Genomic DNA, 19746 nt, shown 5'->3' on the forward strand with positions numbered 1-19746 from the left:
ATGTTCAGCAAAATATCGATCGCTTTCTTCATAAAACTATGTATATTTGTCGTCAATTTATCATTTTCGCAAAGATTGCACTTAACCGCTTCACAAAATGAGGGTTTTCGAGTACAGTGCTGTATATCGATCATGGAGGTGCACGATGACGTCACGGACGACGATGCCGCGAATTCCGGCGTTACCAACGGTTCGCCGTCGCGACGACGAACGCATCGAAACACAGGGATCATCCGCGTCGCCGAAGACCGCCGCCGCTCTGGCGGACGCTCGACGCTCCCGCATCGCCATACTGCGCGCACTGCCCGCCGGTCAACGCTGGAGGTACTTCCGCGACCAGCTGCTCGCACGCGCACTCGCCGGCATCGCGATCATCGCAACCGTCGTGTTCCTCGCCGTGCACATGCTCACGCCCGCCCCCGCGCCCGCACTCTACGTGGCGGTCATCGACGGCGCAATCGACACGACCAAGGCATCCAGCCTCCAATCCGAAGCCGCACAGGCGATGGGACTCCCCGAGGGCCGCGAATCCGGCATCGTCGTCGATGCCTACTTCGACCTGGGCAAGGACGGACTCAGCAAACTCCAGACCATGCTCGGCAACGGCGAAATCGACGTGATCATCGCCGACCATGACGACTTCGCCACGCTCGCCGGATACGGCTACATGACCGACCTCGACCACGCACTCACCGGCGAGCAGCGCGCCGCACTCGATGCGGACATCGTCACATTCCCCGGATTCGACGACCGCGACACCGACGACCCCGACTACAACGGGTCCGGCCGCGGCGCAAGCGAACCGTTCGGCGCAAAGATCGACGGACTCGCACAATGGGCCTCGATCACCGAACCCACCACGAATCCCAACACCGACACCTACGTTGGACTCGCCCAGGAATCCGGCAACCTCGCCACCGCGCAGCGATTCATCGACTACCTGCGAGGATGACGACCGGTACGGGTCGCACCCGTCAGACCATCCACCCGATTCACCCGATCCACCCGATTCGTCAAGGAGTAATCATGAAGGCATTCGCACAAGGCAGCGCATACAACGACGTCATGTCCACCATCGGCGACCTCGCCATGGTCAACGTGGCATGGGCGGTCTGCTGTCTGCCAGTGGTCACCGCCGGCGCCTCCACCGGCGCGCTATATGATGTGGCCCGTGCCATCCACGACGGTGACGACGCCCACGTATTGCGCCGGTTCGCCGCCGCATTCCGCCGACGCATCGGCACCTCGATCGGCATCACCGTCATCATCGGCGCCTTCTGGGCGCTGGCGTTGTTCGACCTGTGGTATCTCACCCACGGCCTGACGAACATCGACATCGCCTCCCTCGCCTACGGCATCTGCGCCACGGTGATCGCGTTGGTCGCCGCCGGACTCGGTTTCGTCTTCCCACTCATGTCGCGCAGCGACCGCGGTGCAGGCGCGCAGATCCGCCGATCGTTCGCCGTGGCGATCGCCCATCCGCTCGTGGCGCTCGCCATACTCGCACTCAACGCGTTGCCGTTCATCGTGGCGATGATCGCGCCCGGTGGCCCGGTACTCGCCGGTACGCTGTGGGGCATCGTGCTCACCGGCTGCACAGCGTGGGTCGTAATCGCGCTGATGAAACGCTCCGATATCATCGACTGAACCATCAAAACGTCCTGCCGCTCACGTTAAGCCATCCCCACCATTGGGGATGGCTTTCGTCGAAACGCTGTCGGTTTTTGAAGACGGCGTGCTCTGCCAGAACATGCGGACACAGGCACCGTCCGAATATTCGATGACAACCGCAAGTGCGCCCACCACGACTGCGGCTGAAAAACCGAATGCCCCCGCGCACAGTCAGACGGCGACTTCGACACCGACGCCATCGCCGACCGGCGCTGAGGAACCGCGCACAATCAGGTCGTCGGCGACCTCGGCATGCGGCTGCACCGTTCGTCCTTCGGCAAGGTCGATGAGCATACCAGCCGCCTTGCGTCCGCGTGCCACCACATCGCGATTCAACGCAGTGACACCTGGCGAGCTCATTCTGCACATGAACGAGTCATCCCATGAAATGATCGACAGGTCGTCGGGCACTCGCACCCCCATGGATGCGGCGGCCTTCAGCGCGGCCAGTGCCATCACATCACTGTCGTACACGATCGCGCTGGGTGGCTGCGGCAACGACAGCAGCCGTCTGGTGCAACGGTCGCCCGACTCCGGCGAATAATCCGCATGCAGGCACAGGTAATCCATGCCAAACGCCGCGGACTCCTCACGGAAGGCGTTGTCGCGGATGAACGTATGCCCCATCTGTTCGGAGCCCGCCACACGGGCGATCCGCCGATGCCCGAGTCCATGGCAGTAGTCCACCACCAGGTGCGTGGCGGCACGACCGTTGTCGGACAACGCCGGCAGTCCGCCGGACAACGATTCGTCGCACAGCAACAGCACCGGCATGCGGGGATGCTCGCGGAACAGTTCGATGCGCGGATCCCCCAACTCCACGTTCATGAGTAGCACCGCGTCCACGGCACCGGCGGCGACCCACTCACGCAGCACCGCCAACTCGTGCCGGCGGCTCGACGACGAACGCACTAGCAATGAATATCCGGCCTTTTCGAATTCCGCGGTAAGACCGGCGATGAGTTCCATCGTGTACGACTCGATCGACAGCACGGCCGTATCGTAGGTGAGCACCAGGCCGACCGTACGCGTGCTGGCGTCGGACAGCGCCTTGGCCGCACGGTTCGGCCGCCACCCCATGCGCGACGCCACGGACAGCACCTTGTCGCGAGTCTGCTCGGAAACACCAGCCTTGCCGTTAAGCGCATACGACACGGCGCTGTTGGATACGCCGGCGGCCTTGGCCACGTCGGATATGGTCACCTTTGATTTCATGGGTTCTCCTCGTCGGATGGAAATCAGATGGAAAACGGAAGCCGGCGAATATTGCGAATACGCCGGATACGATGATGCCGCGGGACGCGTTTCCCGCGGCATCATTGACGGAGCCGTTCGGTTCGACCGACCTCACTCCTTGACGGCACCGGCGGCGATGCCGTTGTAGATCTGCTTCTGGAAGATCAGGAACAGGATGAGCATGGGCAGCAGCGTGATGATCACGCCGGCGCAGATCAGGTTGTACTTGCTGCCCTGCGGGCCGGTGAACGAGTACAACGAGATGGCTACCGTACCCAATGTCGATTTGTCTTGAAGGTACAGATTCGCGGCATAGTATTCGTTGTACACGCCCACGCCCTTGAGGATCAGGCAGGTGACGATGGCGGGCTTGAGCAGCGGCAGCAGGATCTTCGCATACACGGTGAAGTAGGAGCAGCCGTCCATGATCGCGGATTCGTCAAGCGAGACGGGGATGTTCTCGAAGTACTGGATGAACACGTAGATCGAGATCACGTCGGTGCCGCACATCATGATGATGTACCCCCACAGCGTGTTGACCATATGCAGGTTGGTCATGATCTTGTACATCGAGACTTGCATTGCGATGCCGGGCAGCAGTGCGGCCACGGTGAACAGGGCGCGGATCGCGGTGTTGCCGGGGAACTGAAAACGGCTGAGCACGTAGGCGAGCTGCGTGCCGATCAGCGTGGTGATGATGAGCACGAACACAAGCACGATCGCCGAATTGCGGAACGCCACGGCCATGTTCGACAGCCGGAACGCGTCGAAGTAGTTCTGGAAGTTCAGCCAGTTTTCCGGCATCTGCATGACGGACGTGTTCTGGTATTCCTTCTCGGTCTTGGCGGCCGTCACGAAGCAGCTGACGACGGGCAGCAGGAACCAGAAGGCGCAGAACACCAGGCTGAAGTACTTGAGGAAGATGAAGAACCAGACCTTGGCGTTGTAGAAGAACGTCTTCCAATAATCGGCGTTGGAGACCTGACCACGTGCGGCGCGGCGTGCCTCGGACCGGGTTGCGGATTTCACGGCGTTCATCACGCCACCTCCTTGGCTGATGCCGCGTCGGACGCGGCCGGGGACGAATTACGGAACAGCGGGGCCTTGCCTGCGGCCACGCGCTGGCGACGGCGCTGCGCCTTCTTGGCCTTCTTGCGGGCCTTGGCCACGCCGTCGTCGGCGTCGCGGAACAGGTAGTTGAAGAACAGCTGCTGCAGCATGGCGCAGATCAGGATGATGACGAGCAGGACCACGGCCATGGCGGATGCGAGGCCCACCTTCTGGTTGACGTGGGCGAGGCGATCCATGAGCACGAAGTATGTGGCGGTGCCGTTGGCGCCAGAGGTGATCACGTACGGGCCTTCGAAGGCGGAGAGCGAACCGGTGATCGCGAGGATCACGTTGAGCACGAGGATCGTCTTGATGCTCGGCAGGATGATGTGGCGGAACTGCTGGAACTTGTTCGCGCCGTCAAGCTCGGCCGCCTCGTACAGCGATCCGTCGATCGACATCATCGCACCGATGAACAGGATCACCGTCTGGCCGAGGTAACGCCAGATGGAGGCACCCACCAGCGACCAGTTGTTGATCGACTGGTCCATGAGCCAGTAGGGCAGGTGGTTGAGATCGAAGCCACACCATTGCAGTACGGTGTCGAACACGTAGCCGCGAGTGTAGAAGAACTTGAAGATGAAGCCGACCGCGATGCCGTTGATCAGGTAGGGGAAGAAGAACGCGCCCTTGAAGAAGTTGCCGGCCTTCACCTTGAAGCTCAGGATGGTGGCCAGATACAGGGCGAGCGCCACCTGAATGAGCGCGCCCACCGCGTAATAGAGGCTGAGCTTGAGCGAGGAGAGGGTGTCGGGGCGGGTGAACACCTGCACGTAGTTGTCGAGGCCCACCCAGCGGGGCGTGCCGATGTACTTCATCTTGTAGAAGCTGTAGCTCACCATGCTGCCGAAGGGCAGGTAGGTGAACACGATGAGGAGGGTGAGCGGAATCGCGCAGAAGGCCACGATGATCAGTGCCTTGCGCCAGTCCCTGGGCTTGTGGTTTTCGGGAACTGCGGCGTATGCCGTCGCATCCATTGTTGTCGTCGTCATGACGTGCTCCATGTTGCCGATGCGGCCGACTCAGCCGCCGTTTGTCGGATGTGTGTGGGGATGTGTGGGAAGGAAGGTGCGCGCCTGGTGTCCCTGGCGCGCACCTCGGCTGGTGTATGCGTGTGACTGGCGGGGCGGAGACCCCGCGTCGCCTTACTCGGCGGTGGTGTACTTCACGTCCACGCCTTCGGTGTCAAGAGCGGAGTTCCACTGCTGGTTCCATTCCTTGACGATGTCGTCGTAGGACTTGGTGCCGTTGGCAGCGGCCTCGATCACGGCCTGCAGGCGGGAGCTGCCGTCGGCGTTGATGGCCAACTCGGAGTCGGAGTTGAGGTCGTTGAACAGATCCTCTTCGCCGTCCACGGAGGGCTCGTCCTCAAGGAAGGTCACGTCGTTGAAGTGCTCGTACACGGACGGCAGTTCGTCGTCGCCCTGCTTGACGGGGATGCCGCCTTCGTTCATGGCGTAGCCGGACTTCTCGGTCATCCACTTGACGAAGATCATGGAGGCTTCCTAGTTCTCCTTGGAGGAGTCCTTGTTGATGCCGTAGGCGTAATCGGCGGAAGAGGAGCTGTACTGCTTGCCGTCCACGGTGATCGGGAACGGCATGTAGGCCACGTTGTCGGGGTTGTCGCCGGCGGACTTGATCTGCGCCACGGCCCAGGCGCCGAGCACCATGGCACCGTATTCACCGTTGTTGAGCTTGGCCTTGCTGGTCTCCCAGTCGGTGGTGGAGTAGTCTTCCTCGGTGAGATCGTTGGCCACGGCGTCGTACAGCACCTTGTACACGTTGTAGGGGTGGGTGCCGTCGCCGGGATCGGAGAACGGGTTCTTGGTGTGGAGCAGCTTCTGGTTCAGGTACTTGGCATCGCCGGTGGAGGTGGCGCCGATGTAGGCGTCCCACGCGGTCATGGTCCAGCCGGCCGCGTAGTTGGTGTACATCGGCGTGACGCCCGGCTCCTTGTCCTTGATGAGCTTCAGATCGTTGATGAACTCGTCCGGGGTCTTGGGCAGGTCGGTGATGCCGGCGTCGGAGAACACCTTGGTGTTGTAGACGACGCCCATGCCGTTGCCTGCGCTGGGCACGCCGTACGTCTTGCCGTCGTAACGCTGGTTGGTGGCGTACTTGATCTCCTTCTTCATGTCGTCGAGCGAACCGTAGGGCAGGAAGTAGGTGCCGAGTTCGGATGCGTCGACGGCGGGGATCATCATGATGTCGCCCCAGTCGCCGCCCTGCAGGCGGGTGAGCGCGTCACTGGCGTAGTTGGAGCTGGTCTGCACCTCCACCTTGATGTTCGGGTAGACCTTGTTGAACTCCTTGATGTAGGCGTCCCAGTTGGTGCCCGGGTAGGTGGCCTGCGCCATGTCGGTGCGGTGGTTGAACAGCTTGATGGTGGTGTTGAGATCCTTACCGGTCTCACCCAGCTTGATCTCCGGGTAAGTGAGATCGGTGGCCTCGCCGCTGGCGCTGCCGCCGCAGGCCGCGAGGCTGATCAGACAGGCTCCGGCGACAACCGCCGCCGAGATCTTCTTCAGTACGTTCATGATTCCGTTCCTCTCAATCGCTGAGACGTGTCGGGGCCGTCACTGGCCTCGCCAATTCACGGGCGATATCGTCAATGAACCGCTTGCGTGAATAGTCAAACCCTGCGTTTTGTTCAGTGCTTGACTTGATTGCTCTTACTTTAAGTCATGTTTTTCAGTATGTCAACCGATTAAGTAAAGTTGCGCTCACGCCACGTCGATAGCTTCACCCCAGCCCACAGCCCCACACACTACCCGGATCGCAACAGATCGTTGATTTTTCAATATTTTATGACCTCAGCACACAATCCGACCCTTCAATAAAAACTCGACGACACGCCGAAATCGCATCACAGTAATGTATGATTTTCCTTAAACGGTTAATGCATTGATTTGACAAGCTCAGAGCCTTGAAAGGGGTTCGGCATCACTGGCGGACCAATGTCACCCCGGACCTGCGCATTCGGTTTCAAGGTTTTCGAAGGAGAACGAACATGACAGCGTCAATCATCACCGGTCCCGCGCCGGGCAGTTCACTCACGGACACGGACGACACGACCGCCGCACAGACCGAGGAGACGGACCGCAGCCCCCGCAATGCGCGTACGCATTTCACTGTGGCGGCGGTGTTCTCGGACCACATGGTGCTGCAACGACACCGTCCGATCGCCGTATTCGGCACCGCAACGCCGGGGACACCCATCACGGCGAGCATCCTTCCCTCCCCGCCGTCCGAGAGGAACGCAATATCCCACGCACCATGCTGCACGCCCCAAGAAACGGCCACGGTCAGGACCACGACGGAAGGACGCTGGCTGGTGGCGCTGCCCGCCATGGGAGCCTGCGCCGCACCGCACCGCCTCACCGTGACGGACGGCACGGAAACGGTTCAGTTCGACGACGTCCTCATCGGCGAGGTCTGGCTGGCCGGAGGACAAAGCAACATGGAACTCGAACTGCGCAACAGCCTGCACCCCGAGGCTGCAGTCGACAATGCGCACGACCCGCTGCTGCGCTTCTACAATACCCCCAAAACCGGCGCTGTCGACGAGCGTGCGGAACGCAAGTCCGGATGGTCCGTCTGCACGCCGCAGTCCGCAGGCGTCATGTCTGCCGTTGCCTATTATTTCGCCAACCGACTGCGCGCCGAACTCGCCGGAACGACCGAAGTCACCATACCCGTCGGCATCGTGGACTGCTATATCGGTGGCACATCGATCACCTGCTGGATGAGCCGCCAACGTCTGGAAACATCCGCGGCCGGACGCGAATATCTGAACCGGTACGACGATCAGGTGGCAGGCCGGGATCTCGACGCGATGCGCTACGACTGGACCACCTGGCAGACCAATTTCAACGCGTGGAACGCGAACATCGACGCCGCGCGAACCGCCGACCCCGATGTCACCTGGGAGACGCTGAACGCCCAGTACGGTGAATGCCCGTGGCCGCCGCCGATGACCCCGTTCAGCCAGTACCGCCCATGCGGGGCCTTCGAAGCAATGGTCTCGCGCGTGGCCCCCTACACCGTGCGCGGCGTGATGTGGTATCAAGGCGAAGAGGATGAAGCCTACTGCGAGCGCTATCGCACACTGCTCGGCGACATGATCGACGAATGGCGCGGCCTGTGGAATGACCGGCTGCCGTTCCTGATCGTGCAGCTGCCGCGCTGGATCGCCAAAAGCGAGGCCGACGCCGGACGGGACGTCATGCATTGGCCGGTCATCCGCGCGGCGCAGATGGACGCCGCCCACACCATACCCGACGTGCATACCGTGGTCACCCTGGACTGTGGCGAATTCGACAACATCCATCCGCTTGACAAGAAGACGGTGGGCGATCGTCTGGCCGCCATGGCGTTGCGTCGCGTATACGGCAATGGCGACAATGGCGACGAGAGCGACAATGGCATGTTCACCGGCAACGGTCCGGTGGTCGACGGACCGGAATCCACCGCATGTGTCCGCGCTGACGGAAACGGCATGATCGTGATATTCCGTCATGCCGACGGACTGCATTTCGGCCATTACAACGGTGATGACCTCGGCATCAATCGCGATGACGTCGCACTGGGGTCGCCGATTGATACGGCCGAACTTCCTGCCGATGCTTCCGGTTTCGCATTGTCAGGCGGCGACGGAGTCTGGCATGCGGCATCGGCGCGTATTCTGGCCGACGATGAGCACGACAGTGGCAGCGGAAACGACGCCGGACGCAGACGCGTACAGGTCTGGTCGACGGCGGTGCCCGAGCCCTGCGCCGTACGCTACGGCTGGTTCAGCTGGGGCCCCGCGCCCTTGTTCAACGACGCCGGGCTCCCGGCCGAACCGTTCACGCGCGAACGCTAAGACACGCTTCAGAAAGGAAACCCATGGTCAACGCAGAGTCCCAGCCCATCAGTATGAATCCTGCGCTTATGGACGCGACCCGTTCGACGCACGCCGATGATGCGCTCCCCCGCCGCGTTCATATCCTGCCGGACGATCCGGCATTGCGGTATACGGGTCGTGTGGATTTCGACGATCCGCAGCGTCCGGTACTCATCTACCCGTATACACTGATCGAATTCCGGTTCTTCGGCACGTCACTGCGCATGCAGCTCATCAATCGTCACAACTACTGGGAGAACGCGATCGGCGTGGTGATCGACGGCTGCCAGCGGAAGGTCGATATTCCATGCGACGACCGTGAAACGGAAATCGTGCTGGCCGACGGTCTGACGCCGGTGACGCATACCGTCACGGTGTTCAAACGTCAGGACGCCTGCCATCATGTGGAGCTGCTGGGATTCACCGTGGACGGCACGAATGTCGGGGTGCAGGTGCTGCCTCCGGCCGCCCCGCGACCACGGCTGCGCATGGAGGTGTACGGCGATTCGGTGTCGGCCGGCGAGGTGGCCGAGGCGGTGCATTGCTGTGGCCGGATCGACCCGGATGACAACAACGGGCAGTATACGAACGCCTGGTATTCGTATGCGGCGTTCGCGGCGCGCGAGCTCAATGCCGAACTGCATGACGTGGCACAGGGCGGCATCGCACTGCTGGACGGCACCGGCTGGTTCAACGGCCCCGACTATGTGGGGCTGGAGGATACGTACGACAAGCTGGAATACAACCCGACGCTCGGCGATTCCAAGCCGTGGGATTTCAACCGGTTCATCCCGCATGTGGTCGTGGTGGCCATCGGGCAGAACGACAGCAATCCGATCGACGTGATGGCCGACGACTACGATGGCGAGGCGGCCGTGACATGGCGTGATCATTATCGGATGTTCGTGGAACGGCTGCGCGAAATCTATCCGGATGCGCTGCTGGTGCTGTCCACCACCATCCTGTGTCATGACGCGGCGTGGGATCGGGCGATCGACGACGTATGCCGGGCCATCGACGATCCGAGGATCCTGCATTTCCTGTATGAGTCCAATGGCACGGGCACTCCCGGACACATTCGCATCCCCGAAGCCGAGCGCATGGGACACGAACTGGCCTCATTCATCGCCGATCATCTGCCGGCCGACATTCGGTAACGTCGTTTTCGCCACGCTGGCGTAGACGGCGGTGTCGTTGCGTAGTTGGGCGATCTCGCGTTCCAACGCGTCAATGCGTTTTATCTGATACTCGATCAGACGTTCGCGGTAATCGGGTTCGCCCCAATCCCACATATGCGTGGTGGCCTCGCCACGAACCGCGCGCGCCACGGCGGTTCGGCGAATGCGTCGCACATCCTTGGCAGACAGCAGATTGCTCTCGCGAGAAGTCGCGTCGCAATCCGGGCCTTTGCAGTCTGCATCAGCACAGTTCGTGTCAGCGCGATCCATGCCAGCGTAATCCGTGCCGTCTCGATTGGGGCAGATGCCACGATGCGTTACGCCCTCCAACGATTCGGTATGGCTGGCGTATGCCATGACTCCGGCATCATCGTCACGATGATCGACGTTGACTTGCCCGACGATGCCATACGCGAGATGTCCAAACCCGGCAGCCTCGATCTCCGCGTTCCCGAACTCGGCATCCGCGTGCCCCGACTTCTCGATTCCGGCGCTCGTGGGCCCGACAATGGATGGCCGACCGACATCCGTCTGCATATTCCCGACGTGGGAATGGAATCCATAGGATTCCCCTATACCCCGCGGGGCGTCCACTCCGGCCGGCCCGGTCATCGGCGGCTCGTTCCCCGTCGGGCCGTGCATGATCTCGTCCATGCCGTCACCCGGCACAGCTTCGGCGTACGGCTGAGTACCATCACACGGATCAACACCACCATCCGGGCCGGCATGCCGCGCATGGACCTGCTTGGACAGTCGCCGACGGATCTCCTCCGATTCGCACCAGCGGGCGAAACACCGGTCGATGCGCTTGCGACCCACCAGTTCCGGATTGAGACCGGCCTCGCGAAAGATCGCGGTCGGGGATTCGCCGTTGAGATATCGGGTGATGCACGCGTATTTGAATTCGTCGGTGTACAGAATGCGTTCGGCACCGACATGGTATACGGCCGGCAATGAATTGAGATATTGGCGTTCCTCAGTGGTGAACATGATGACCTCCTTTGGTCGGTGGCGCCCATCCCGATCATCGTCGACCGGGGCGAGCGCCCTCTGTTTTTTCTACATATCGCTTCGCTGCAACGCCCGGATGCGAAGGCCCAGGACGACCGCACCGGCTACAAGCAGCGCCACGATAGGCGTGAGCATCACGACTCCGGCCGCACCGGTCTTCGGCAAGGCCGACACATTACGTACGTTGCCGACGATGTATTCGAAGGTGGGTGCCGAATCCGCGTCGACGACATCGCCCGTCGTATCGGTTCCTCCGGCCGCGTCGCCGCCGGCGCCACCGGTTCCCTGCGTCACCAGCTTCCACGAATCCCCTGCGGGGGCGCTAAACGTCACGGTCGTCAGATGATGATCGCCCCACGCGGTCGTCCCGTCCGGCCGGGTACTGGAATCCTGACGATAGTCGGCGGTGATGGCGAAGCTGAATTCGGGAAGCACGGCACTCTGATACCCGTCGGGGGCCTGCGTTTCCGTCACGGTATAGGACCCGGCGTCCAATCCGGTCAGTCCGTCGATCAGCCCGTCGTCGTCGGATACGAAAGTCTTGGCATCGGCCGCATTCTGCGTGTACCGCCATCCGACGGATGACGATTCACCCTCTTTGCCGTCCTGTTCGCCATTGCCGGCACCATCAGCCACACCCGCCGGACCGTACTCCTTGAGATATCCCCGTTCGGCCGACCTCACGATGAACTTCGCCCCCGCAAGCGGCCGATGCGTGCCAAGATCAACCTTGCGCAAACGGAAACGAAACGTGTAGACGTTCACTTCGCCGCCGGGCACGGTAATTCGGTCGGTCAGGTCTTCGGGATTATGCGAGTAGGTCAGATCCACCTTGTTCGGGTTGGCCTGCGGTCGGTTCGGCTCGGATACGACGGCGTTGTCGTTCAGCGTGGCGGTGATCGTCACGACCACGTTCGCGCCTTCCCGCAACGGCTGGGTTCCTTCGTTCTGATTCACGTAATTGCCCAGATCAATGGCAATCTCCGTGGCGGGTTTCCCGATCACGGCGTCGGGAACCTGACCTCCCGCGCCCTGTCGGGACTCGTACACGGTGTCACGCACGCTGACCGTGTAGTCGCCCGCGCCGCCGTTAGTTGATTCCGTCAGCGCCGTCTCCCCGACCTTCACCGCAACGACTTTGCCGTAGGTCAATCCGTGACTCATGGTGTCGATGATCTGATAGACGCGACCGGTGGACGCATACCCGGTGTAGATGGGTACGGTCGATGTGATTTCGTAGTAGATGGTGTCGCCGACGCCATAGTCGGGTTCCGGTTGCGGACGACCGTCGGGGTCGACGATCTGTTTGTGGATGGGAACGGACTGGTTCTTGAGGTTGATCACGCCGTCGGCAAGTGTTGTGGATGCATCGGCTTCGGCATCCCACACCTCGAGTCTGGTGCCCACCACCATACGGATGGAATTGGTCCATGATTCGGAATCGTCTGACGACCCGGAATCGTTCGGATCGCTCGCATTGTTCCGTTCCGCGTTGTGCTGGACTGTGGCATCGACGACCAGATACAGTCCGGGTTGCAGACCGTCGATGGTGACCGTGACCTTCTCCCCGGTGGCGACGATGGTGTCGTCATTCGCGGTGACGGATGCGGGAGTGCCGAGTTCGTTCGGATCGAGAGCGATGGCGAATGATCGGGTGAGCCCGGTCCAGGGTGAGGCCGTGACCTGATCGAGTCGCCCCTCGACCTGTACCGCCCAGGCGAGAGGATCCCCTCCGACGTCGGGGTTATATGCCGGATTGGCTTGTGCCATGGCGTTTTGGATATTTCGGTAGGCGGAGGCCGGTTCGGTGATGGTGTCCAATCCCGCCGAGCTGGAGTTCGCCAATGTGGTGTATGTTCCCAGCTGGTAGGCGGCGAACGTGTGCCCGCGAATCTGCGCGCTGGTGTCGGCGGTGATGGTGATGGACGTGCCCGTGACCGGATGATTCTCGGTCGCGTCCGGCACCGGAGCGGCGGCCGCAGACGGAATTCCCCAGCCGGGCATCGTCAAGCCTGTCATCACCATCGTTGCGGCGACAATGCCGACGATACGTGTGACGATCTTCGAGAGATGCACACGCTTCGTTGCGTGTGCACGACCTGTTGCATTCATGACAGTCTTCATGAGTGTCTCCTTTCATTGCTGATCGCTGATCACGTACGGTATGGGCGTCTGAGCAACGCCGCGATGATGCGGGATTCGCCGGCCAGGATCAGCAGAATGGTTCCGATCAGCACGCATTGCACCAAGGCACCGCTGCCACCGGTCAGCGGCAGTTCAACCACGGAAGGATGATTCGTCGCGGTGGCCACGCAGATCGGCAACGTCGACGCGGTCTCAATGACGGCATGTGGATCCTTCGTGACGGTTGCGCATCCGGTCACCACATCGGAACCGATCGCACTATTGCCGTCAACCCCGGCGTTCCCGTTCCCGGCATCGTCAGCGGATTGGTCGGCAAGACTGATCACGCCATTGTGAACGGTGACGAGCATCCATACGTTCTTCTTGTTGGCGTAGAGCTCTCTGCCGTCGCCATCGACCGGCGTACGGATCTCCCGAATCGTATAGGTGCCGTTCGGCAGATTATGCACACTGATCGTGCCACGTTCATCGGTGAGGAGATCGACGGTCGTGCCGGCCGGGTCAGTCGTGCCACCCGTACCGTCAGTACCACCCGTGTCGTCTGCACCGCCCGTGTCGACAGGTGCGTAATTGTAGGATCCCGTGCCAGTGATCGGAACAAAGGCCAGCGGCCGCGCGGGAATCGAACCGTCCTCGTTGTCGGCGTCCGGCAGGTGCATGCCCTCGAAAATCTGGAAGACGGCGTCGCGAAGCGGACTGCCGCCGTCGTCGACCTTAAGCAAACGGAATCCGGAATTCACCACGGCGAGCTGGCAATCACTGCTGTTCTTCTTCCCGTCTTCACAGAGTGTGCCGATCAATCCCGAAATCGGACGATAGGTCAACGTGCCGTCAGCGTGCAGAATCACTGTGAATTTCGGCGGCTCGCCGACCGGCAGCTCATACCCGGGAGGGGCCTTGGTCTCGGTGATCGTATAGCTCACGGATTCGCGCAACAGCTCCCCGTACTGCTCCGAATTCGGATCGTCATCGTATCCGAACACGTCGAGCAGATCGATGCCGAAAACCTGTACCTGACCATCAGACCCCGAAATCATGGTCTTCCCGGCACCTGGATATCCTTCCGGGACATGCATGTACGAACCGGACTGGCCGTTACTGCCGTCGCCATTACCGTTGCCGTTATTACTATCGACATCGTTCCTGTCCATCGGAGCGGCCAACAGATCGTCGGACGTGAACTCCGCGCCGGGCAACGGCGTCCCCTGCTCGTTACGTTTGAGGAACGACAGCCGTCCCCATATCGCATTGACGAACCGTGGTGCGAACGTGAGCGTTTCGGCGTCGAACCGTCCGCGCTCGCCTTCCGTTGCGCCGTTCTGCGTCAGATCGTTGCCGAACCGGTCATGCGTTCTGACGATGTAGCTGTCGGCGGACAGCGTCATGGCGTTGCGTTCGTCGATTTCGCCGCGTACCCAGATCACGAATCGAGACAGATCGTAGGCGACCTTGCCGTCGCTGTTGTCCTGTTGCGTGACGCAGCCTCCACCCGGACTCTGTTCGCAGAGCTGGTATGAGAACCATCGGGAGGACGACGAGCCGTATCCTGGGGATATGTCGTACGTGGTATACGCGATGGTGAGATGCGCGTTCAGACGACTGGCGACGTGTGCTAGGGACGGGGAGTCGGCGGGGTCGGTGTTGACGGTGGGGTCAGGCTTCATGAAATCCGTGCCCATATCACCCGGTTTGAGTTGGAAGGCGAATGATTGATCGTTCCCGCCGTACCAGTCCTCGCCCATGGTCATGCGATCATCGTTGATGCGGAAACCGCGGTTCGGCATGGGCGTCATCTCCGCCGTGGTGGATACGCCATCCCGATCGTTGGGCAATGCCGTCAGCAGGAGTTTGAACTCCCCCGACTTCTGTGCCCGTCCGACCATCAGTTTGCTGGGATCAACGGTGATCGAATCGATGTTGGAAACCTGCGGGGATACGATGCCGCCGGCGGAGACCGCGCTTTGGCTGTCATCCGCCGCATCAGCGGCTCTATCGTTTTGATCCGAATTCGTCTCCTTTTCTGCTTCGGGCTCAGGTGCGGCATTTGGGCCGGACGGATTATCCGCATCGGACTGCGCGCCGATCTGATCCTTTCCCGTGATGTCGGTCAACTGCACGACATAGGAGCTATTGACCCTCCAATAGGAATCCTTGCGATGACTCACCTCCGTGGTGATCTCCGCGATATCGCGGCCGAAGAACACGTTGCCCTTGGTCTCGTCGGCCGGTGATGGCCGGGACATCGTCACCCGATATTTGAACGGATGCGCGTCGTATGGCTGGGTGTAGTCGTCAACGTCGACGGGGAAATACACTTTCGAGGCAGCGCCATCGCTGCCCCAGTAGGCATATTCAGCTTCCTCTGTCTGCGCGGCTACACAGTACCGGGCTCCGTTGCTCAGCTGCCCATCACATCCTTGTGGCATCGGCGACCAGGAACCGCCATCATTGAGATTCGGTGCCTCCGATTCGATCCACGCATCGCCTTCGATGCCATCAGCGTCCAGCGTGCTTTGGTACCAACGCCCTTCGTCCTTCCATGTCCCATCATCATTGCTCTCGGTGAATCGCTGTTCGTAGACGTACCAGGCACCGTCGGCGGCGTGATATTCCGGCCAGAGCACGAACTGCACACCGCCATCCCGAACGCCTACGCTGCCGTCGGGATTGATCGCATCGGCCTGTGATGCGGCGGAGACCTCATTGAATTCCGCCGCGTCCGGCTCGATCTTGGCGACGATGAACCGGCTGCTGGAAATATGCACGCGCTTCCCGCCGGAATCGGAAGCCTCGGCAATAGTATCGATGTGCGCGTCAGCGGTGTTGGTCAGCACATGGGTCACAGCCCTGCCCCAACCTCCGCCAGACGTATCCGCCGGCCGGGAATCGTCGTGGGCACCAGGCGGTGCTCCCAACGACATCAGGAACGCGATTAGCCCGGCGATCAATCGACTGATGAACTCGCCCAGCGATGCCTCGATAATCAACGACAATTGCACCAAAATAAGAAAACCCTTCATTCCCAGCCTCCATTGCTGTCTCTCGGTTGAGTACAGCCATCGTAGGGTCAGGAATTCGGGGTCAGTACCCCCTAAGCGCATCGCCGATGGCAGCGGGTCATACAGGTGATTATCAATCCCAGTAATTGCAATATATATCCGCGAGGGGGCCACATTCGACCACATTGCCGACCAACGCCAGAGCATGCTCTGAGGGGGGTACACGGGAACGTGCTGCACATCAAATAATCCATACACAGCAGGCCCACACCCACAGGGACTATCGCAACACTTTGATAGTGGACTATCGAAGTAGTTTCGGGGACTATCGCAACAGTTCGACCTTGTCAGGCCAGTTCCCCAGTGGACTATCGAAGCACTTTTCACGTCGTTCCCTCTCCGATAATGGACTATCGAAGTAAAGCGGAAACCCAACGCCACCGTCACAGCGCGTCATCGCAACGATTCTTCCGACTCAGGCGGCCGTAGCACACACCAAAACCAAGAAAACACGCCGCTTCCCAACCACATGGACTATCGAAGCAGTTTGAGGCTCAGCCCAGTGGACTATCGCAGCAGTTCCGCAATCCTCCACCACCCGATAGTGGACTATCGAAGTAGTTTCGGGGACTATCGCAACACTTCGGTAGTGGACTATCGCAACACTTCGGTAGTGGACTATCGCAGCAGTTTCGGGGACTATCGCAACACTTTGGTAGTGGACTATCGAAGTAAAACGAAAACCCAACGCCATCCTCCGACAAGCCCCCAACGATTTTCCCCGGCCCGGGAGTGTCTCGGTAAGTGTGTAACTGGTCTTGGCCGCCGGTCCGTGGGCCAGCGGAAAAGGGCCTGTGATGAGCATGCCGACTGAGACAATGGAAACGACGAAGAAGCCCGCCGTCGGCAAGGATGCCACAGAGCGGACAGCCACGGACAGCCGGATGATGCAGAACGAACAGCTAGGTGGCACAGCGGACAATCAAGTGGCAGACAACCAAATGGCACGGAACGTGTGTGTGTTCAATTGAAAGTGGGCCGTGTGAGCGTGCGGAATGTTTCCGAATGAGCGGCAGGTTTTAGTCCATTTCAGCGTGTAGTGAGAGATGAACACCGGCCCGTCCTGCCCGGACTAGTTTCCCGAGTTGAAAGCAAACCATTCGGTTTCTCGGGAAAGGAAAGGAATGACGGTACCGGTGTCCGTGCAACAACGTATCAGGGTGCTTGACGCGCGTGGCGTGTCATGGAGAGGCATCGCGAAGGAGGTGGGCGTGGCCCGCGACACGGTCGCGAAATACGCGGGAAAGGAGGATTGCTCGCCCGGGCCGGAGCGGCCCGTCCCGAGGCCGTCGAAGCTCGACCCGTTCAAGGAGACGGTGGACGGGTGGCTGGAGGCCGACCGGTTCATGCCGCGCAAGCAGCGGCATACCGCCAAACGCGTGTACGACCGGCTCGTGGCGGAGAAGGGATATCAGGGCTCGTATTCGCCGGTGCAACGCTACGTGAAACGGTGGCGCGAGGAGCATCGGCTTCCCGGGGACGGGTATCTCGAGCTCGAGTGGCATCCGGGCGAGGCGCAGGTCGATTTCGGCCTGGCCCAGGCCGTGATCGGCGGGGACCGGACGGACGTGCATTGCCTGGTCGTCACGTTCCCGTGGTCGAACATGCGCTACTGCGTGGCCCTGCCCGGCGAGAACGCCGAATGCGTGTGCGAGGGATTGCGTATGGTGTTCGAGCATGCGGGCGCGGTCCCCTTGACGCTGGTGTTGGATAACGCCACCGGCGCGGGCCACCGGGTCGCGTGGGACAAGGTCACGGTCGTCAGGGTGTTCGAATTGTTCATCGCGCACTACCGGCTCGAGACACGGTTCTGCAACCCGAACTCGGGCAACGAGAAGGGCAGCGTGGAGAACGCGGTCGGGTTCCTGCGCCGCAACATCATGGTGCCCCTGCTCAACGCGGAATCCTACGCCCAGTTGACCCGGTACATGCTCGAACGCTGCGACGCGATAGCCAAGACGGCCCACTACAGGAAGAACATCGCCATCGGCGACCTGTTCGCCGAGGAGAAGACCCGGATGCAGCCCCTGCCGTCCAAGCCCTTCGACGCGATCAGATGGGAGGCCAGGAAGGCCGACAGGGACGGGCGCGTGCAGGTTGACGGCAATTACTATCTCGCCGGTCCCTCGTGGCGTGGCTGGACGCTGGACGTCGCCCTGCGCGCGTTCGATGTGACGATCCGCACCCAGGACGGGCGCACCTGCGCGAAACTGCCGCGCGTGTACGGGCAGGCCCCGGCCACGGTGCGTAACCCCGCCACGCTCCTGCCCGCATTGGGCCGCAAGACCCGCGCATGGTCTGATTCCATTATCCGCGATGATTTCCCCGACAAGCTCAGGCTCGCGATCGACCGGATGGACGCCAAGGCGAGACGCAACGCGTTCCGACTCATCGCCAAGGCCAGCAGCCAATCCGGGTTCGAGCCGGCGGTCCAGGCCGGCGAATACCTGATCGAACAGGGCCACCCGCTCGACGAGGCCAGCCTGACGACCATGGCCCGGCGCATCGCCGCCGGCGAACAACCATACGAGCAGACCGCGCCCGACCTGACCGGATACGACATCTTCATGAAACCCCGTGAAACGACCATGAGAAAGGAAGCATAAGCCATGACGTCACATCGTCCGCCGGTCGCCGTGCCCGGCATGAAACGCAGGCGCGCGTCCACCGGCGAAAGAATCGAAACGGTCATGACCCTGGCCCGCCGACTGCCGTTGACCCGGCAGGTCCTCGCCGACCAGCTCGCCCAGGCGACCCCCAGCCAGATGGAGTTCATGGAATCATGGATGAACGCCGAGATCGACTCCCGGGAACGCTCCAAACGCTCACGCCTGCTCAAAGCGGCCGGCTTCCCGGCCGACAAGGAACTCGACGGCTACGACTGGACGCCCATCCGCTTCCCCGTCGACTACGGGCGAGAACAACTCACCCGGCTCGACTTCATCCATGAGCACGACGACCTCGTCCTGTTCGGCCCTCCCGGCACCGGCAAGACCCACCTCGCCATCGCATTGGGACGAGCCGCATGCCGGCAAGGCACGCCCGTACGCTACCATACGGCCGCGAGCCTGGTCATGCGCCTGCTGCGCGCCCAGACGGACAACAGGCTCGACAGGGAACTCTCACTGATCGGCAAGAGCCCGCTCCTGATCATCGACGAGCTCGGCTACGTGCCCATCGACGAGGAAGGCAGCCGGCTCCTGTTCCAGGTCGTCACCAACGCGTACGAGACCCAGAGCATCATCTACACCACCAACATCGAATTCAGCGGATGGGGCAGGATCTTCGGCGACCCCAACATGGCCGCCGCGATCATCGACCGCACCATCCACCACGGCAGGATGATCCGATTCGAGGGCGAATCCTGGCGCAAGACCCACGCCCTCATGCAATAACCAACAACCCGACAGGACCGGCCAACGCCCAAACGGCCTAAAACCAACCGCTCAAA

Annotated in this window: 14 protein-coding genes; 6 read left to right on the forward strand and 8 right to left on the reverse strand. The window is 61.3% G+C overall.

What is annotated here, in order from left to right; all coding sequences use genetic code 11:
- The first annotated feature begins 145 nt into the window (after positions 1-145).
- Both EP30_RS09905 and EP30_RS09910 read left to right on the forward strand, forming a co-directional pair.
- Complete coding sequence (locus EP30_RS09905; protein ID WP_140558349.1) at positions 146-952, forward strand: hypothetical protein; 807 nt, start codon at positions 146-148, stop codon at positions 950-952.
- 74 nt (positions 953-1026) lie between these two features.
- The gene (locus EP30_RS09910; RefSeq protein ID WP_094664081.1) at positions 1027-1647 is read left to right on the forward strand and encodes a DUF624 domain-containing protein; all 621 of its coding nucleotides are present in this window, start codon (positions 1027-1029) and stop codon (positions 1645-1647) included.
- Positions 1648-1842: 195 nt separating this feature from the next.
- Here EP30_RS09910 and EP30_RS09915 read toward each other — a convergent pair whose 3' ends face one another.
- The 5 genes from EP30_RS09915 to EP30_RS09930 form a co-directional block, all read right to left on the reverse strand.
- A complete protein-coding gene (locus EP30_RS09915) occupies positions 1843-2886 on the reverse strand; it encodes a LacI family DNA-binding transcriptional regulator (protein ID WP_140558353.1) in 1044 nt (347 codons plus the stop codon).
- A 132-nt stretch (positions 2887-3018) separates the two neighbouring features.
- Positions 3019-3945, reverse strand: coding sequence for a carbohydrate ABC transporter permease (locus EP30_RS09920; protein WP_094664084.1), 927 nt, complete (start codon positions 3943-3945; stop codon positions 3019-3021).
- Positions 3945-5009, reverse strand: a complete 1065-nt coding sequence (locus EP30_RS09925) for a carbohydrate ABC transporter permease (RefSeq protein ID WP_094664086.1) — start codon at positions 5007-5009, stop codon at positions 3945-3947. Before EP30_RS09925 ends, EP30_RS09920 begins: the two co-directional genes overlap by 1 nt.
- A gap of 153 nt (positions 5010-5162) precedes the next feature.
- Positions 5163-5513 (reverse strand): hypothetical protein, encoded by a 351-nt coding sequence (locus tag EP30_RS11255; protein WP_258185473.1) that lies wholly within the window; start codon positions 5511-5513, stop codon positions 5163-5165.
- A gap of 9 nt (positions 5514-5522) precedes the next feature.
- On the reverse strand, positions 5523-6554 hold the full coding sequence (locus EP30_RS09930; RefSeq protein ID WP_258185474.1) for an ABC transporter substrate-binding protein: 1032 nt from the start codon (positions 6552-6554) through the stop codon (positions 5523-5525).
- A 473-nt stretch (positions 6555-7027) separates the two neighbouring features.
- Here EP30_RS09930 and EP30_RS09935 point away from each other — a divergent pair, with 473 nt between their 5' ends.
- Complete coding sequence (locus EP30_RS09935; RefSeq protein ID WP_140558356.1) at positions 7028-8881, forward strand: sialate O-acetylesterase; 1854 nt, start codon at positions 7028-7030, stop codon at positions 8879-8881.
- A 23-nt stretch (positions 8882-8904) separates the two neighbouring features.
- Positions 8905-10059, forward strand: coding sequence for an electron transporter RnfD (locus EP30_RS09940; RefSeq protein ID WP_258185475.1), 1155 nt, complete (start codon positions 8905-8907; stop codon positions 10057-10059).
- Here EP30_RS09940 and EP30_RS09945 read toward each other — a convergent pair.
- From EP30_RS09945 to EP30_RS09955, 3 genes are all read right to left on the reverse strand, one after another.
- Complete coding sequence (locus tag EP30_RS09945) at positions 10021-11070, reverse strand: hypothetical protein (RefSeq protein WP_140558359.1); 1050 nt, start codon at positions 11068-11070, stop codon at positions 10021-10023. The genes EP30_RS09940 and EP30_RS09945 overlap by 39 nt on opposite strands.
- A 69-nt stretch (positions 11071-11139) precedes the next feature.
- Entirely contained in the window at positions 11140-13215 is a 2076-nt protein-coding gene (locus tag EP30_RS09950; protein WP_140558361.1) for an isopeptide-forming domain-containing fimbrial protein, read from the reverse strand.
- Between the two features lie 29 nt (positions 13216-13244).
- Entirely contained in the window at positions 13245-16256 is a 3012-nt protein-coding gene (locus EP30_RS09955; protein ID WP_140558364.1) for a SpaA isopeptide-forming pilin-related protein, read from the reverse strand.
- 1163 nt (positions 16257-17419) lie between these two features.
- Here EP30_RS09955 and istA point away from each other — a divergent pair.
- Positions 17420-18901: an IS21 family transposase gene (gene istA / locus EP30_RS09960; protein WP_140558366.1), complete on the forward strand. Its 1482-nt coding sequence runs from the start codon at positions 17420-17422 to the stop codon at positions 18899-18901.
- Positions 18902-18904: 3 nt separating this feature from the next.
- Entirely contained in the window at positions 18905-19690 is a 786-nt protein-coding gene (istB, locus tag EP30_RS09965) for an IS21-like element helper ATPase IstB (protein WP_140558369.1), read from the forward strand.
- Positions 19691-19746 lie beyond the last annotated feature (56 nt).

The sequence above is a fragment of the Bifidobacterium sp. UTCIF-39 genome (assembly GCF_006408715.1).
Lineage (GTDB): Bacteria > Actinomycetota > Actinomycetes > Actinomycetales > Bifidobacteriaceae > Galliscardovia > Galliscardovia tissieri.

Excerpts from the sequence above, each read along its gene's own strand:
- EP30_RS09935 (WP_140558356.1), top strand. The coding sequence starts at position 7,028 with ATGACAGCGTCAATCATCACCGGTCCCGCGCCGGGCAGTTCACTCACG.
- EP30_RS09915 (WP_140558353.1), bottom strand. The coding sequence starts at position 2,886 with ATGAAATCAAAGGTGACCATATCCGACGTGGCCAAGGCCGCCGGCGTA.
- EP30_RS09930 (WP_258185474.1), bottom strand. The coding sequence starts at position 6,554 with ATGAACGTACTGAAGAAGATCTCGGCGGCGGTTGTCGCCGGAGCCTGT.
- istB (WP_140558369.1), top strand. The coding sequence starts at position 18,905 with ATGACGTCACATCGTCCGCCGGTCGCCGTGCCCGGCATGAAACGCAGG.
- EP30_RS09940 (WP_258185475.1), top strand. The coding sequence starts at position 8,905 with ATGGTCAACGCAGAGTCCCAGCCCATCAGTATGAATCCTGCGCTTATG.
- EP30_RS09925 (WP_094664086.1), bottom strand. The coding sequence starts at position 5,009 with ATGACGACGACAACAATGGATGCGACGGCATACGCCGCAGTTCCCGAA.
- EP30_RS09950 (WP_140558361.1), bottom strand. The coding sequence starts at position 13,215 with ATGAAGACTGTCATGAATGCAACAGGTCGTGCACACGCAACGAAGCGT.
- EP30_RS11255 (WP_258185473.1), bottom strand. The coding sequence starts at position 5,513 with ATGATCTTCGTCAAGTGGATGACCGAGAAGTCCGGCTACGCCATGAAC.
- EP30_RS09920 (WP_094664084.1), bottom strand. The coding sequence starts at position 3,945 with ATGAACGCCGTGAAATCCGCAACCCGGTCCGAGGCACGCCGCGCCGCA.
- EP30_RS09945 (WP_140558359.1), bottom strand. The coding sequence starts at position 11,070 with ATGTTCACCACTGAGGAACGCCAATATCTCAATTCATTGCCGGCCGTA.
- EP30_RS09910 (WP_094664081.1), top strand. The coding sequence starts at position 1,027 with ATGAAGGCATTCGCACAAGGCAGCGCATACAACGACGTCATGTCCACC.
- istA (WP_140558366.1), top strand. The coding sequence starts at position 17,420 with ATGACGGTACCGGTGTCCGTGCAACAACGTATCAGGGTGCTTGACGCG.
- EP30_RS09905 (WP_140558349.1), top strand. The coding sequence starts at position 146 with ATGACGTCACGGACGACGATGCCGCGAATTCCGGCGTTACCAACGGTT.
- EP30_RS09955 (WP_140558364.1), bottom strand. The coding sequence starts at position 16,256 with ATGAAGGGTTTTCTTATTTTGGTGCAATTGTCGTTGATTATCGAGGCA.